Consider the following 16,237-nt stretch of genomic DNA (forward strand, 5'->3'; position numbering starts at 1 on the left):
GATAACGTTTTGAGTCGGCAGCCGCACGGCCATTGACCAGAAATCCGGTCTCACTTTACTGTCCGACCAGCATGGACTTTCGGTGATGGTGCCGAAACTTTCGAAAGGCGAACGATGAAGACACGTGCGCGCTTGCCCAGACTGGTCGCCACCGGTGCGACGCTCGCCCTGGCGCTGAGCCTGTCGGCCTGCGGTGACGGGAACGGCGGGGCGTCGTCGGACGACGGCAAGATCCATGTCCTGGTCTACGGGGACGCCAGCAACAAGATCGAACAGCAGATCGTCGACACCTTCAACAAGACCTCCGACGTCAAGGCGGTCCTCGACACCATCCCCGGTGCCGACTACCAGACGAAGCTCCAGACGATCATCAACACCCCCCAGGCCCCGGACATCTTCTACAACTGGGGCGGCGGCAGCATCAAGCCGTTCGTCAAGGCGGACCTGCTGCTGCCGCTCGACGACTTCATCAAGAAGGACCCGGGCCTCAAGGACAAGTTCCTCCCGTCCGTCTTCAACAGCGCCGTCGTCGACGGCAAGCCGTACGGCATACCGATGCGCGGCACCCAGCCGGTCCTGCTCTTCCACAACAAGAAGGTCCTCGAAGACGCGGGCGTCCAGCCGCCGAAGACCTGGGACGAGCTGCTCGCCGCGGTGGGCAAGCTCAAGGACGCGGGTGTCACGCCGATCGCGCTCGGCGGCGGCGACGTGTGGCCCACCCAGATGTGGTTCCAGTACCTCTACGACCGCATCGCCGGTCCGGAGCTGTTCGCGAAGGCCATCGGCGGCGACAAGAGCGCCTGGGAGAGCGCGGACAGCAAGAAGGCCCTGGACATGATCAGCGAGCTGGTCGACTCCGGCGCCTTCGGCAAGAACTACGACTCCGTCAAGTACACCAACGGCGGCTCGGTCCAGCTGGTGGCCTCCGGCAAGGCCGGCTTCGAGCTGATGGGCTCCTGGTACTACTCCCAGCAGCTCACGGACCACAAGGAGTTCGCCGAGAAGGACCTCGGCTACACCGCCTTCCCGACCGTCGAGGGCGGCAAGGGCGACCCGGGCAACGTCGCCGGCAACCCCAACAACTACTACTCGGTGATGAAGAAGACCAAGCACCCCGAGGCCGCCGCCGAGTTCCTGAAGCTCATGTACTCCGACGAGTTCGTCAAGGCCCACCTGGACATCGGCAACCTGCCGACCACGACCAACACCGACAAGTTCATCGACAGCTCGGCCACCCCCGAGTACACGCGCTTCCAGTACGACCTCGTCTCCGACGCCCCGAACTTCCAGCTGTCCTGGGACCAGGCGTACCCGCAGAAGGCGAGCTCGGACATGCACAAGGCCATCCAGCAGTTCTTCAACGGACAGCTCGACACGGACGGCTTCATCAAGGCCATGCAGGCCCTCCCGACCGAGTGACGAACGGCTCATGACCACACACCTCACGAGCGCTCGGCCCGCCGCCGGACCCCGCAAGGAGTCCCGGCGGCGGCCGCCCGCCTCGTCCGCGACGACGGTGGGCCGCCCCAGCTTCGCCTGGGCGGTTCCCGCCGCACTGTTCTTCGCCCTCTTCGCGATCGTCCCGCTGATCATGGTGGCGGTGCTGTCCTTCATGAGCTGGGACGGGATCAGCTCGCCCGAGTTCGTCGGCATGGACAACTGGTCGCGCCTCATCGACGACCCGGTGATGCTCAAGAGCATCTGGCTGACCCTGCTGCTCACCGTGCTCGGCGTGGTCCTGCAGACCCCGCTGAGTATCCTGCTCGGCGTCTGGGCCGCCGGTCACCAGCGCAACCGGGCCGTCCTGTCGGTCATCTACTTCATCCCCCTGCTGCTCTCCGCGACGGCCGTGTCCGTGCTGTGGCGGGCGCTGCTCGACCCGAACTTCGGCATCCCGGCCGAGGTGACCTGGCTCTTCGGCGACGGCAACCTCTTCGGCGAACAGAGCACCGCCATCGGGGTGCTGGCGTTCGTCAGCACCTGGCAGTTCACGCCGTTCCACACGCTGATCTACCAGGGCGCCGCCCGTGCGGTCCCGCAGGTGCTGTACCAGGCGGCGGAGATCGACGGGGCGGGCCGCTACCGGCAGTTCTTCCACATCACCCTGCCGCAGCTGCGCACCTCCATGATCACCTCGATGATCCTGATGATCGTCGGCGGCCTGACCACGTTCGAGACGGTCCTCATCCTGACCCAGGGCGGTCCCGGCACCGACACCACCATCAGCGCCTACTACATGTACGACAAGGCCTTCAAGAGCTTCGACTACGGCATCGGTTCCGCGATCGCCCTGGCGCTGGTCGTCGCGGCCACGATCATCTCGCTGATCGTCGTCCGGGTCTCCGGCTACGACAAGATGCGCAGCTCCATGGAGGGTGTGTCATGAGGCGCCGACCCAACTACGTGGCCGGCGTCGGCTCGCTCGTCTGGCTCGTCCTGGTCGGCCTGCCGCTGTACGTGATGCTCGCCGCGACCCTGCGCACCCGCCAGGACTACGCCGAGAACGGCCCGGTCTCCCTTCCGGACAGCTTCACCCTGGACAACTTCACCGGCGCCTTCGACTCCGGCTTCGGCCAGTACTTCTTCAACACGCTCGTCGTCACCGCCTGCGTGATCGGCATCGTGCTGCTGCTGGTGCCGCCGCTCGCCTACGCGATCGTCCGCAGCCGCGGCAGGGCCACGTCGGCGATCTTCCGGCTGTTCCTGCTCGGCCTCGCCATCCCGGCCCAGGCCGTGATCGTGCCGATGTTCTACCTGATCAGCGAGGCCGGGCTGTACGACAACCTGCTGGGCGTCATCCTGCCCACGGCCGCGTTCTGCCTGCCGATGTCCGCGCTCATCCTCAGCGGCGCGATGCGTGACATCTCCCCGGAGCTGTACGAGGCCATGGCGATGGACGGCGCGAGCCCCCGGCGCATGTTCTTCCAGCTCGTCATGCCGCTGTCCCGCGGGGGACTGTCCACCATCGTGGTCTTCTCCGCGCTCCAGGCCTGGAACGGCTTCCTGTTCCCGCTGGTCCTGACCCAGTCCGACTCCACCAAGGTGGTCACCCTGGGTCTGTACAACTTCCAGACCGCGCACGGCATCGACATCCCCGGTCTGCTGGGAGCCGTGGTGCTGTCCATGGTGCCCATCCTGCTCGTCTACCTGTTCGCCCGTCGCGCCCTGGTCCAGGGACTGATGGGTGTCGGAGGAAAGTGACTGCCGACGTGGCCGTAGAGACCACCCCCGAAATCCCCCTCTGGAACGACCCCACCCACCCCGTCGCCACCAGAGTCGACGCGCTCGTCGCCGCGATGACCCTCGAGGAGAAGATCGCCCAGCTGTACGGAGTGTGGGTGGGCGCCTCCGACAAGGGCGGCGAAGTCGCCCCCCACCAGCACGACATGGAGGAGGCCGTCGACCTCGACGCGCTCGTGCCCGCCGGGCTGGGTCAGCTGACCCGCCCCTTCGGCACGGTCCCCGTCGACCCCGCGCTCGGCGCGCTCTCCCTCATGCGCACGCAGAGCCGCATCACCTCGGCGAACCGCTTCGGCATCCCCGCCGTCGCGCACGAGGAGTGCCTGGCCGGCTTCGCCGCCTGGGGCGCCACGGCCTACCCCGTCCCGCTGTCCTGGGGCGCCACCTTCGACCCCGACACGGTGCGCCGGATGGCCGCCGCCATCGGCCGCGACATGCGGTCCGTCGGCATCCACCAGGGCCTCGCGCCCGTCCTCGACGTGGTCCGCGACGCCCGCTGGGGCCGGGTCGAGGAGACCATCGGCGAGGACCCCTACCTCGTCGGCACCATCGGCACCGCCTACGTACAGGGCCTGGAGTCCGCCGGGATCGTCGCCACCCTCAAGCACTTCGTCGGCTACTCCGCCTCCCGCGCCGGCCGCAACCTCGCCCCCGCGTCCGTGGGCAGCAGGGAGCGGGCCGACGTCCTGCTGCCGCCGTTCGAGATGGCGGTCCGCGAGGGCGGCACCCGCTCCGTCATGCACGCCTACACCGACATCGACGGCGTCCCCGCCGCGGCCGACGAGACCCTGCTGACCGGGCTGCTGCGCGACACCTGGGGCTTCGAGGGAACGGTCGTCGCCGACTACTTCGGCATCGCCTTCCTCAAGACCCTGCACGGCATCGCGGCCGACTGGGCCGACGCCGCGGGCGCCGCGCTGGGCGCGGGCGTCGACGTGGAACTGCCCACCGTCAAGACGTTCGGCGCACCGCTCGTCGAGGCGGTCACCGAGGGCCGGGTCCCCGAGTCGCTCATCGACCGGGCGCTGCGCCGCGTACTCGGCCAGAAGGCGCTGCTCGGACTGCTCGACCCGGACTGGAGCCCGGTCCCGCCCGCGCTCGACGGGGTGGACCTCTCGGACCCGGAGGCGCTGCGCGGCCGGATCGACCTGGACCGGCCCGAGAACCGGGAACTGGCCCGCGAGATCGCCGAGAAGGCGGTCGTCCTGCTCACCAACGACGGCACCCTGCCGCTCACCCGGCCCCGCCGCATCGCCCTGGTCGGCCCCAACGCCACCGAGGCGACCGCCGTACTCGGCTGCTACTCCTTCCCGCGGCACGTCGGTGTGCAGCACCCGGAAGTCCCGGTCGGCATCGACCTGCCCACCCTGCGCGACACCCTCACCGCCGAGTTCCCCGACGCCGACATCACCGTCGCCCGCGGCACCGGCGTCGACGACGGCGCGCTCGCCGGCATCGCCGAGGCGGTGGACGCGGCCCGGGACGCGGACGTCGTCGTCGCCGTACTCGGCGACCGAGCGGGTCTGTTCGGCCGCGGTACCAGCGGTGAGGGCTGCGACACCGAGTCCCTCACCCTGCCCGGCGCACAGCAGCAGCTCCTGGACGCGCTGCTCGACTCCGGCAGGCCGGTCGTCACCGTCCTGCTCGCCGGACGGCCCTACGCGCTGGGCCGTGCCGCGGCCGAGTCCGCCGCGATCGTGCAGTCGTTCTTCCCCGGGGAGGAGGGCACCGCCGCGATCGCCGGCGTGCTCAGCGGGCGCACCAGCCCGTCCGGGAGACTGCCCGTCAGTGTGCCCAGCGGCGCGGGCGCCCAGCCGGCCACCTACCTGGGGGCGCGGCTCGCCCAGGCCAGCGAGGTGTCCAACATCGACCCGTCACCGTCCTTCGGTTTCGGCCACGGGCTCACGTACACCACGTTCGCCTGGAGCGACCTCGAAGCGCACATCAAGGAGGCGCCGACCGACGGTGAGTTCTCGCTGGAACTGACCGTCCGCAACACCGGCGCACGGCACGGCACCGAGGTGGTGCAGCTCTACCTGCACGACCCCGTCGCCTCCGTCGTCCAGCCGGTGCAGCGCCTCGTCGGCTACACGCGGGTGCCGCTGGCCCCCGGCGAGGCCCGCAGGGTGCGCGTCGAGGTCCCGGCCGACCTTGCCTCCTTCACCGGCCGCGACGGTCGCCGGATCGTCGAACCGGGCGAGCTGGAGCTGCGGTTCGCCGCGTCCAGCACCGAGCCGCGGCTGACGGCGACGGTCACGCTCACCGGACCGGAACGGCGGGTCGACCACACCCGGCGACTGCACGCCGTCTTCGCGCAGGAGACCGTGGAAGGCGCCGCCGAGGGCACCTGATCAGCCCGTGCACGGCGAGCGGTGGCCCCCGGGACCACCGCTCGCCGGGCGGTTCAGCGGACGACGTCGAAGACGTTCTTCTGCAGGCCGTTGGCGTAGACCTCGTGCTCGACGAGCTTCAGCCGCTGCGCGTCCTTGTCCGTGTCGCTGAACAGCCGCTTGCCCGCGCCGAGGAGGAGCGGGAACACCAGCAGGTGGTAGCGGTCGATCAGCCCGGCGTCCGACAGGCTCCGGTTCAGGGTGGCGCTGCCGTGGACGATGATCGGGCCGCCCTCGCCCTCCTTCAGCGCGGCGACCTCGTCGAGCGAGCGCAGGATCGTCGTCTCGCCCCAGTTCGTGACCAGGTCGTCCTCGGTGAGAGTGGTGGAGACGACGTACTTCGGCATCGTCCGGTACTCGGGGAACTCCGCCATGTCCGGCCACACCGGGCTGAACGCCTCGTAGCTGACCCGGCCGAGGAGCAGCGCCGCGGCTTCGCTCTGCTCCCGGCCCTTGATCTCGTAGGCCTCCGGGAGGAAGTCCACGAGCTTGAAGGTCCACCCGGAGTTCCGGTAGCCGGGCTCGCCGCCCGGGGCCTCCACGACACCGTCGAGCGAGACGAAGGCGGTGCTGATCAGAGTACGCATGCGGGGCTCCCCAACGTTTCGGTTTCCGGTCTGTGTACCCCTACGACCGCGGGCCGGGGGAAAACTCATCGGTCCCCGGTCGGGGCGAGGTGACCGGGGGTGCCCGCAGTGCGTCGACGGCGTGCAGGGCGGCGTGGAGTTCGGTGCGCTGCTCGCCGGACTCGAGGTCGCCGCCGAGCAACCGCTCGATGGCGCGCAGCCGCTGGTAGACGGTCTCCCGGGACAGACCCGCCGAGCGGGCGGCGACCGTCTTGTTGCCCGCGGCGTCCAGATAGCCCCGCAACGTCGCCACCAGGTCGGTGCCGTGCCGGGCGTCGTGGTCCAGCAGCGGGCCCAGCCGCCGTTCCGCGTAGTCCTGCACGCGCGGGTCGTCGCGCAGGGCGTACAGCAGGCGGCGCAGGCCGATGTCCGACCGCTCGTGGAAGCAACGGCCGGACGGGAGGGGCCGGCCGGGCTCGGTGGCCTCGGCCACCCGGGCGGCCTCGCGGAACGAGCGGGCCACGTCGGCGAGGTCTCCGGCCGGCGCACCCACGCTCACCGTTGCGCCCGGGGCCGCGTCCAGCACGGCGCGGCCCACCCGCTCGACGGCCTCGCGCCACGGCCGGGCCGGGCGCAGCGCCAGCAGCACGCCGAGACGGCCCGGGGACAGGAGCCCCACGAGGGCCGGTACCCCCGTGGCGGTCAGCACCTCGGAGAGCCGGAACTCGGTGGCCTCCCCGTCCTGCTCGCGCGGCAGGTCCGCGAGGACCGCGACGAGGCGGACCTGTTCCGCGGGCAGCCCCAGGGCCGCGACGCGGGCCCGTGCGTCCGCGGGGGAGCGGTGACGCTGTTCGACCAGGTCGCGCAGCGCGTTGCGGTGGGCGGTGCGCTCCCAGGACGTGGGACGGGTGAGCCGGGCGATGGTGAGCGCCATCGCGGTCCGCTCCAGCACCGTGACGTCATCGGGCCCGAAGGCCCGGCCGGGGAGCGCGCCAGGGAGCATGACGGCCCGCCCCCACCGCTCGCCGCGGTACTCCACGGGGGCCGCGAGCCAGCCCTCGGGACCGGAGACCCCCGCGCGGTCGGTGGCGGGCGTGGTGCGTGAGCGCCGCTCCCAGTCCGCGAGCGCCGCGTGGGCGGTGGTCCCGGAGGGCTCGCAGGCCAGCGCCCGGTGCACCAGATTCTCCACCACGACCGTGCGGCCGCTCATCTCTGCCGCGGCGCGCAGCACCTCCTCGGGGCCCGCACCGCGCAGGGTGAGGGCGGTGAACGCCTCGTGGACGCGCTGGGTCCGGCGCATCGCGTCCGCCTGCCGGCCGAGGATCAGGGTGTGGACGACCTGGGTGACCTCCAGGAAGTTGACGTCCCTGGCGAGCGTGACGAGGGGCAGTCCGCGCGCACGACAGGCCCGGACCAGGGCGTCGGGCGGCCGGTGATAGCGGCGTACCAGCTCCATGACCAGGGCGGCGGCACCGACGGCGGCGAGTTCGTCGACGTAGCGGCGGACCCCCGCGGCGTCGTCGGGCAGGGGCATGCCAGTGGTGAGGACGAGTTCGCCGCCCTTGAGGAAAGAGGCGGGGTCCGTCAGTTCGGTGATGTGGACCCAGCGGACCGGACGGTCCAGGTGCTCCTCGCCGGCCACCACCCGCGGATCGCCGGCGGCCAGGACCGGCAGGGCCAGCACGTCGGCCACGGTGGGCGGCCGGTCCGCCGGGCCGGCCTGCCGGTTCTCGCTCACGGTGCCTCCCTGTGTCCTCAGGTTACGCCGAACGCCTGACACATCGTCCGGACACGCGGCCCCGGCCGGACAGATCACGCGTTGCCGCGCCCGCCGGGGCGGGAAGGCTCGGGGGACCGCAGGACACCGACGAACAGGCCGGGAGACGAGCATGACCGCACTGTCGCCGCACCTTCGCCAGGCCACCCCCGTGGTGGCGGTCCGGGGCGAGGGCATCCACGTCGACGGCGAGGACGGCCGCCGCTATCTGGACTTCACCGCCGGCATCGGCGTCACCAGCACCGGCCACTGCCACCCCCGGGTCGTGGCCGCCGCCCAGGAGCAGGTCGCCACCCTGGTCCACGGCCAGTACACGACCGTCATGCACCCGCCGCTGCGCCGCCTGGTCGACAAGCTCGGCGAGGTGCTGCCGCCGGCACTGGACAGTCTGTTCTTCACCAACTCCGGCAGCGAGGCGGTCGAGGCCGCGCTGCGCCTGGCCCGCCAGGCCACCGGACGGCCCAACGTGCTGGTCTGCCACGGCGGCTTCCACGGCCGCACCGTGGCCGCCGCCTCCATGACCACCTCCGGCACCCGCTTCCGGTCCGGGTTCTCGCCGCTGATGAGCGGCGTGGTCGTCACCCCCTTCCCGACGGCCTACCGCTACGGCTGGGACGAGGCGACCGCCACCCGCTTCGCCCTGAAGGAACTCGACTACACCCTCCAGACGATCTCCTCGCCCGCCGACACCGCCGCCGTGATCGTCGAGCCGGTGCTCGGCGAGGGCGGGTACGTCCCCGCGAGCCGCGCCTTCGTCCAGGGCCTGCGGGAGCGGGCCGACCGGCACGGCTTCCTGCTGATCCTCGACGAGGTGCAGACCGGCGTGGGACGCACCGGCCGGTTCTGGGGTCACGAGCACTTCGGCGTCACCCCCGACATCCTCGTCACCGCCAAGGGACTGGCCAGCGGCTTCCCGCTGTCCGGCATCGCCGCCCCCGAGGAGCTGATGCGCAAGGCCTGGGCGGGCTCGCAGGGCGGCACGTACGGCGCCAACGCGGTCGCCTGCGCGGCGGCCTGCGCCACGCTGGACGTCGTACGCGACGAGAAGCTCGTCGAGAACGCCGAGACGATGGGTGCCCGGCTCCGCCACGGCCTGGAGGCGGTGGCGTCCCGGAACCCGGCCATCGGCGACGTACGGGGCATGGGGCTGATGCTGGCCAGCGAGTTCGTCACCGAGGACGGCGAGCCGGACCCCGGGACCGCTGCCCGGGTGCAGCGGGCCGCCGTCGACGAAGGCCTGCTCCTGCTGCTCTGCGGGGCCTGGAACCAGGTGGTCCGGATGATCCCGGCCCTGGTGATCGACGAGACGGCCGTGGACGAGGGCCTGCGGGCCTGGGCCGCCGCCGTCGAGGCCGGGACGTCGGGGGCGGCGTGACGACGACGGCCGCCGCGCACCGCCGCGCGACCCGCCCCGTACGCGCGATCCGCCCGGTGCGTGCGGTCCGCCCCGTACGCGCGATCCGCCCCGTGCGTGCGGTCCGCCCCGTGCGCACGACGCACCGGCGATCAGGAGGGACCCCATGACCGACATCCCTACGCAGCTGTTCCTCGGCGGTGCCTGGCTGGACGCCGCGGACGGCGCCGTCATGCCCGTGGACGACCCCGCGACCGGCGAGGTCCTCGCCCATGTCGCGGACGCGGGCCCGGGGGACGCCCGGCTCGCCGAGGAGGCGGCGGTCCAGGCGCAGCAGGAGTGGGCCCGGACGGCGCCGAGGGCGCGCAGCGAGATCCTGCGCCGCGCGTACGAGATCGTCCTGGAGCGCACGGAGGCACTGGCCCGCCTGATGACCTCCGAGATGGGCAAGCCACTGGCCGAGGCCCGGGGAGAGGTCGCCTACGCCGCGGAGTTCTTCCGCTGGTTCTCCGAGGAGGCCGTCCGGATCGACGGCGGCCACGGCGTCCTGCCCGACGGCCGCAACCGCATGCTGCTCTCCCGGCGCCCGGTCGGACCGTGCCTGCTGATCACGCCGTGGAACTTCCCGCTCGCCATGGGCACCCGCAAGATCGGCCCCGCGGTCGCGGCCGGCTGCACGATGGTGCTCAAACCGGCCCCGCAGACCCCGCTCTCCAGCCTGGCCCTGGCCGCGATCCTCAAGGAGGCGGGACTGCCGGACGGGGTGCTGAACGTCGTCACCACGTCGAGGGCGGGGGAGGTGTGCGAACCGCTCCTGCGCGGCGGGCGCATCCGCAAGCTGTCCTTCACCGGTTCGACGGCCGTGGGGCGGCTGCTCCTCGCACAGTGCGCGGACACCGTCGTGCGGACCTCGATGGAGCTGGGCGGCAACGCGCCGTTCGTGGTCTTCGACGACGCGAACCTCGACGCGGCCGTGGACGGCGCGATGGTCGCCAAGATGCGCAACATGGGCGAGGCCTGCACCGCCGCCAACCGCTTCTTCGTGCACCGCTCGGTGGCGGGGGAGTTCGCCGGCCGGCTGGCCCGGCGGATGGGAGCACTCGTCGTGGGCCCCGGCATCCGTGACGGTGTCGACGTCGGCCCGCTCATCGACGCGGCCGGGCGCGCCAAGGTCGAGGAACTGGTCGCCGACGCGGTGGCGCGCGGCGCCCGGGTGCTGGTCGGCGGCACCACGCCCGGGGGCCCCGGCTGCTTCTACCCGCCCACGGTGCTCACCGACGTCTCACCGGACAGCCGCCTGATGGCGACGGAGATCTTCGGCCCCGTCGCGGCGATCCTCGCCTTCGACGACGAGGACGAGGTGGTCCGCCGCGCCAACGACACCCCCTGGGGGCTCGTCGGCTACGTCTTCACCGAGGGCCTGGACCGCGCACTGCGGGTCAGCGAACGCCTGGAGGTCGGCATGGTCGGACTCAACACCGGCCTGGTCTCCAACCCCGCCGCGCCCTTCGGCGGCGTCAAGCAGTCGGGCCTCGGCCGGGAGGGCGGCCGGGTCGGGATCGAGGAGTTCCTGGAGTACCAGTACGTGGCGCTGCCCACCAGGTGACGCGGGAGGCCGCGATCCCATGACGAGGAAGGCTTTGCATGGTCATGCGTAATCATGCATACTCTTCCTATGTCCAAGGTCCTCACCTCCCTCCCCACCGGCGAGCGCGTCGGTATCGCCTTCTCGGGCGGCCTCGACACCTCGGTCGCGGTCGCGTGGATGCGTGACAAGGGCGCCGTCCCGTGCACGTACACCGCCGACATCGGCCAGTACGACGAGCCCGACATCGCCTCGGTGCCCGACCGTGCCCAGACGTACGGCGCCGAGGTCGCGCGCCTGGTCGACTGCCGCGAGGCGCTGGTCGAGGAGGGGCTCGCCGCGCTGACCTGCGGGGCGTTCCACATCCGCTCGGGCGGGCGGGCGTACTTCAACACCACGCCGCTGGGCCGCGCCGTCACGGGCACCCTCCTCGTCCGGGCGATGCTCGAGGACGACGTCCAGATCTGGGGCGACGGCTCCACGTTCAAGGGCAACGACATCGAGCGGTTCTACCGCTACGGCCTGCTCGCCAACCCGCAGCTGAGGATCTACAAGCCCTGGCTGGACGCGGACTTCGTGACGGAGCTCGGCGGCCGCAAGGAGATGTCGGAGTGGCTGGTCGCCCACGACCTGCCCTACCGGGACTCCACGGAGAAGGCGTACTCCACCGACGCGAACATCTGGGGCGCCACCCACGAGGCCAAGACCCTCGAGCACCTCGACACCGGCGTGGAGACCGTCGAGCCCATCATGGGCGTGCGGTTCTGGGACCCGTCGGTCGAGATCGCGCCCGAGGACGTGACCATCGGCTTCGACCAGGGCCGCCCGGTGACGATCAACGGCAAGGAGTTCGCCTCCGCGGTCGACCTGGTCATGGAGGCCAACGCCGTCGGCGGCCGGCACGGCATGGGCATGTCCGACCAGATCGAGAACCGGATCATCGAGGCCAAGAGCCGCGGCATCTACGAGGCGCCCGGCATGGCCCTGCTGCACGCCGCCTACGAGCGCCTGGTCAACGCCATCCACAACGAGGACACCCTCGCCCAGTACCACACCGAGGGTCGGCGCCTGGGCCGGCTGATGTACGAGGGCCGCTGGCTCGACCCGCAGTCCCTGATGATCCGCGAGTCGCTGCAGCGCTGGGTCGGCTCGGCGGTCACCGGCGAGGTCACCCTCAGGCTGCGGCGCGGCGAGGACTACTCGATCCTCGACACCACGGGTCCGGCGTTCAGCTACCACCCGGACAAGCTCTCCATGGAGCGCACCGAGGACTCCGCGTTCGGCCCGGTGGACCGGATCGGCCAGCTGACCATGCGCAACCTGGACATCGCCGACTCCCGCGCCAAGCTGGAGCAGTACGCCGGTCTCGGCCTCATCGGCACCGCCAACCCCGCCATCGGCGCCGCCCAGGCCGCCGCGACCGGACTGATCGGCGCCATGCCGGAGGGCGGGGCGCAGGCCATCGCCTCCCGCGGTGAGGTCTCCGCCGACGACGAGCTGCTGGACCGCGCCGCGATGGAGTCCGGCACGGACTGACCCCTCGTCCCCTGTCCGAGGGGACCCCGCACCGGCAAGGGCCGGCTCGACGCCTCAGGGCGTCGGGCCGGCCCTTCTGTTTCTCTCCGTCGTGCACGACTTGCGTGCGTTGCGAGCTTCCTGTGACCCGATCTGCCCGCTCAAGAGCTTGGTTGCCAGTTCAAGTGCTACGCAAGGCTGTCGCAAATGACGCAAGCGGTTTTCGTGCCAACTCCGGCCTCAGCCGCGACCGTTGACAAACACATGACGCGCTAGAAACCTGATGACGCACTTTCCGCAAAGAATCGACTGTCCTGCTCAATTGGCGCGCAGATTCGGTGCTTCCCCCCAACTGCCGGGCCGCCGCGCCCTCCCCGACTCCCCACGGAACAGAGGACCCCCATGACACGGAGATCTCTCGGCCGACGGACGCTCATGGGCGCCGCCGTCGCCGGGCTGATGACCCTCGGACTGCTGCCACTGCCCCTCGCCGCCACCGCGCAGGCGGCGACGGCGCCGCCGACGGCCGCCGCCGACGTCAACCTGGCCCTCGGCCGCCCCGCCGAGGCAGGCGGCTCGCACGGCGCCTACCCGGCCGGCAACGCCACCGACGGACAGCAGGCCACCTACTGGGAGGGGCCGGCCGGCACCTTCCCCGAGTGGCTCCAGGTCGACCTCGGCACCGCCCGTGACGTCGACCGGGTGATCCTCAAACTGCCCGCCGGATGGGAGAGCCGCACCCAGACGCTCGCGCTGCGGGGCAGCACCGACGGCACCACCTTCCACAGTCTCGACGCCTCCGGCGGACGGGCGTTCGGCCCGGCACAGGCGGGCACCGTGGCCATCGACCTCGACTCCCCGTCCGAAGCCCGCTACGTCCGCGTCGACATCACCGGCAACACCGGCTGGAACGCCGCCCAACTGGCCGAACTGGAGGTGTACGGCGACGACGTAGACACCGGCCCGCCGCCCACCGGCACCAACCTCGCCCGCAACAAGCCCGCCGAGGCCACCTCGACCACCCAGAACTACGTCGCCGCCAACGCCACCGACGACTCCACCTCCACGTACTGGGAGGCCGCGGGCCATCCGGCCGACCTCACCGTCAAGCTCGGCGCCGACGCCGACGTCAGCGGTGTCGTCGTCAAGCTCAACCCCGACCCGGTCTGGTCCGACCGCACCCAGAGCATCCAGGTGTTCGGACGGGCCCAGGGCGAGGGCGACTTCACCTCGCTGCGCGACCGCACCGACTACGCCTTCAGCCCGGCCCGGGACAACGCGGTGACCATCCCGGTCAGCGGCCGGGTCTCCGACGTACGGCTCCGGTTCTTCGCCAACACCGGCGCCCCCGGCGGCCAGGTCGCCGAGTTCCAGGTCCTCGGCAGCGCCGCGCCCGCCCCCGACCTCACCGTCACCGGCCTCGACTGGTCGCCCGCCGCGCCGAACGAGCGCGACGAGGTCACCGTGAACGCCACGGTCCGCAACGCCGGCACCGCGGCCTCGGCCGCGACCACCACCGAGGTCACCGTCGAGGGGCAGGCGGCCGGCAGCGCGGCGGTCCCCGCGCTCGACCCCGGCGAGTCCGCCGAGGTCGCAGTCGCCACCGGCGCCCACGCGGCCGGCAGCTACGCGGTCGCCGCCGTGGCCGACCCGAAGGACACCGTCGCCGAACTGGACGACACCAACAACAGCCGCTCCGCCACCGACCGACTCGTCGTCGACCGGGCACCCGGACCCGACCTCGAGGTGCGCTCCATCACCACCAACCCGGCCAACCCGGCGGTGGGCGCCGAGGTCTCCTTCACCGTCGCCGTGCACAACCACGGCACCGGCGCCGTCGAGGCGGGCTCGGTGACCCGGGTCCAGGCCGGCTCCACCACCCTGGACGGCACCACCGGGCAGGTCGCGGCAGGCGCCACGGTGAACGTGCCGGTCAGCGGCACCTGGAAGGCGACCAGCGGCGGGGTCACCCTCACCGCCACCGCCGACGCCACCGCACGGGTCGCCGAAACCAACGAGAACAACAACGTGCTCGCCAAGTCCCTCGTCGTCGGACGCGGCGCCGCCGTGCCCTACACCGAGTACGAGGCGGAGGACGGCCGCTACGACGGCACCCTGCTCACCACCGACGCCAAGCGGACCTTCGGGCACACCGACTTCGGCACCGAGTCCTCGGGCCGCGAGTCCGTCCGGCTCGACTCGACCGGCGAGTACGTCGAGTTCACCTCCACCACACCCACCAACTCCGTCGTGGTGCGCAACTCCATCCCCGACGCCCCGGGCGGCGGCGGAGCCGAGGCCACCATCAGCCTCTACGCCGACGGCGAGTTCGTGCAGAAGCTCAACCTGTCGTCCAAGCACAGCTGGCTCTACGGCAGCACCGACGACCCCGAGGGGCTCACCAACCGGCCCGGCGGCGACGCCCGGCGCCTCTTCGACGAGTCCCACGCGCTCCTCGACCGGACCTTCCCGCAGGGCACCGAGTTCCGCCTCCAGCGCGACTCCGGCGACTCGGCCGCCTACTACGTCATCGACCTGATCGACCTGGAGCAGGTCGCGCCCGCCAAGGCCAAGCCCGCCGAATGCACCTCCATCACCGAGTACGGGGCCGTCCCCGGCGACGGACTCGACGACACCGACGCCATCCAGCGCGCCGTCACCGACGACCAGAACGGCCGGATCGACTGCGTCTGGATCCCCGCCGGGCAGTGGCGCCAGGAACAGAAGATCCTCACCGACGACCCGCTCAACCGCGGCCAGTACAACCAGGTCGGCATCAGCGACGTCACCGTCCGCGGCGCCGGCATGTGGCACTCCCAGCTCTACACCCTGACCCCGCCGCAGGAGGCCGGCGGCATCAACCACCCGCACGAGGGCAACTTCGGCTTCGACATCGACGACAACACCCAGATCTCCGACCTCGCCATCCTCGGCTCCGGCACCATCCGCGGCGGCGACGGCAACGCGGAGGGCGGCGTCGGGCTCAACGGCCGCTTCGGCAAGAACACCAAGATCAGCAACGTGTGGATCGAGCACGCCAACGTCGGCGTCTGGGTCGGCCGCGACTACTCGAACATCCCCGAGCTGTGGGGCCCCGCCGACGGCCTGGAGTTCACCGGCATGCGCATCCGCGACACCTACGCCGACGGCATCAACTTCTCCAACGGCACCCGCAACTCCAGCGTCTACAACTCCTCCTTCCGCACCACCGGCGACGACTCGCTCGCGGTCTGGGCCAACAAGTACGTGAAGGACCCGTCCGTGGACATCGGCCACGACAACCACTTCCGCAACAACACGATCCAGCTGCCGTGGCGGGCCAACGGCATAGCGGTGTACGGCGGTTACGGCAACACCATCGAGAACAACGTCGTCTCCGACACCATGAACTACCCCGGCATCATGCTCGCCACCGACCACGACCCGCTGCCCTTCTCCGGCCAGACGCTCATCGCGGGCAACGCCCTGCACCGCACGGGCGGCGCGTTCTGGAACGAGGACCAGGAGTTCGGTGCCATCACCCTCTTCGCCCAGGGCCAGGACATCCCGGGCGTGACCATCCGGGACACCGAGATCCTCGACTCCACCTACGACGGCATCCAGTTCAAGACGGGAGGCGGCGCGATGCCGGACGTGAAGATCGAGAACGTCCGCATCGACAAGTCCAACAACGGCTCCGGCATCCTCGCGATGGGCGGCGCCCGCGGCAGCGCGACCCTGACCGACGTCACGATCACCAACTCGGCCAAGGAGGACGTACGGATCGAACCCGGCTCCCAGTTCAGGATCAACCAGTAGGCAGGCCAGTGG

The 16,237-nt window shown here is 71.3% G+C and carries 10 protein-coding genes; 8 read left to right on the plus strand and 2 right to left on the minus strand.

Going from position 1 to position 16,237, the window contains the following annotated elements; translation table 11 throughout:
- Nucleotides 1–114: 114 nt before the first annotated feature.
- Genes C4J65_RS31765 through C4J65_RS31780 form a run of 4 tightly spaced genes read left to right on the plus strand, consistent with a single transcriptional unit; the run spans nucleotide 115 to nucleotide 5,591 of the window.
- A complete protein-coding gene (locus tag C4J65_RS31765) occupies nucleotides 115–1,419 on the plus strand; it encodes an extracellular solute-binding protein (RefSeq protein WP_115745521.1) in 1,305 nt (434 codons plus the stop codon).
- 10 nt (nucleotides 1,420–1,429) lie between these two features.
- The gene (locus C4J65_RS31770) at nucleotides 1,430–2,386 is read left to right on the plus strand and encodes a sugar ABC transporter permease (RefSeq protein ID WP_115745522.1); all 957 of its coding nucleotides are present in this window, start codon (nucleotides 1,430–1,432) and stop codon (nucleotides 2,384–2,386) included.
- Complete coding sequence (locus C4J65_RS31775; protein WP_115745523.1) at nucleotides 2,383–3,201, plus strand: carbohydrate ABC transporter permease; 819 nt, start codon at nucleotides 2,383–2,385, stop codon at nucleotides 3,199–3,201. The genes C4J65_RS31770 and C4J65_RS31775 overlap by 4 nt, the downstream gene beginning before the upstream one ends.
- Nucleotides 3,198–5,591 (plus strand): glycoside hydrolase family 3 N-terminal domain-containing protein, encoded by a 2,394-nt coding sequence (locus C4J65_RS31780; RefSeq protein WP_115745524.1) that lies wholly within the window; start codon nucleotides 3,198–3,200, stop codon nucleotides 5,589–5,591. The genes C4J65_RS31775 and C4J65_RS31780 overlap by 4 nt, the downstream gene beginning before the upstream one ends.
- A gap of 53 nt (nucleotides 5,592–5,644) precedes the next feature.
- Here the strand turns inward: C4J65_RS31780 and C4J65_RS31785 are convergent, their stop codons facing one another.
- Nucleotides 5,645–6,217 carry a dihydrofolate reductase family protein gene (locus C4J65_RS31785; protein WP_162833446.1) on the minus strand — a complete coding sequence of 191 codons (573 nt, stop codon included), beginning with the start codon at nucleotides 6,215–6,217 and terminating at the stop codon, nucleotides 5,645–5,647.
- 40 nt (nucleotides 6,218–6,257) lie between these two features.
- A complete protein-coding gene (locus C4J65_RS31790) occupies nucleotides 6,258–7,934 on the minus strand; it encodes a PucR family transcriptional regulator ligand-binding domain-containing protein (RefSeq protein WP_162833447.1) in 1,677 nt (558 codons plus the stop codon).
- Between the two features lie 151 nt (nucleotides 7,935–8,085).
- Between C4J65_RS31790 and C4J65_RS31795 the strand changes: the two genes are divergently transcribed.
- The 4 genes from C4J65_RS31795 (at nucleotide 8,086) to C4J65_RS31810 (ending at nucleotide 16,225) form a co-directional block, all read left to right on the plus strand.
- Nucleotides 8,086–9,348: an aminotransferase class III-fold pyridoxal phosphate-dependent enzyme gene (locus C4J65_RS31795; RefSeq protein ID WP_115745526.1), complete on the plus strand. Its 1,263-nt coding sequence runs from the start codon at nucleotides 8,086–8,088 to the stop codon at nucleotides 9,346–9,348.
- A 145-nt stretch (nucleotides 9,349–9,493) separates the two neighbouring features.
- Nucleotides 9,494–10,933, plus strand: a complete 1,440-nt coding sequence (locus tag C4J65_RS31800; protein WP_115745527.1) for an NAD-dependent succinate-semialdehyde dehydrogenase — start codon at nucleotides 9,494–9,496, stop codon at nucleotides 10,931–10,933.
- A 69-nt stretch (nucleotides 10,934–11,002) separates the two neighbouring features.
- Nucleotides 11,003–12,448: an argininosuccinate synthase gene (argG, locus tag C4J65_RS31805; protein WP_115745528.1), complete on the plus strand. Its 1,446-nt coding sequence runs from the start codon at nucleotides 11,003–11,005 to the stop codon at nucleotides 12,446–12,448.
- A gap of 381 nt (nucleotides 12,449–12,829) precedes the next feature.
- Nucleotides 12,830–16,225, plus strand: a complete 3,396-nt coding sequence (locus C4J65_RS31810; RefSeq protein WP_115745529.1) for a CARDB domain-containing protein — start codon at nucleotides 12,830–12,832, stop codon at nucleotides 16,223–16,225.
- Nucleotides 16,226–16,237: the final 12 nt, after the last annotated feature.

Origin of the sequence: Streptomyces sp. CB09001, from assembly GCF_003369795.1 — a bacterium.
GTDB lineage: Bacteria > Actinomycetota > Actinomycetes > Streptomycetales > Streptomycetaceae > Streptomyces.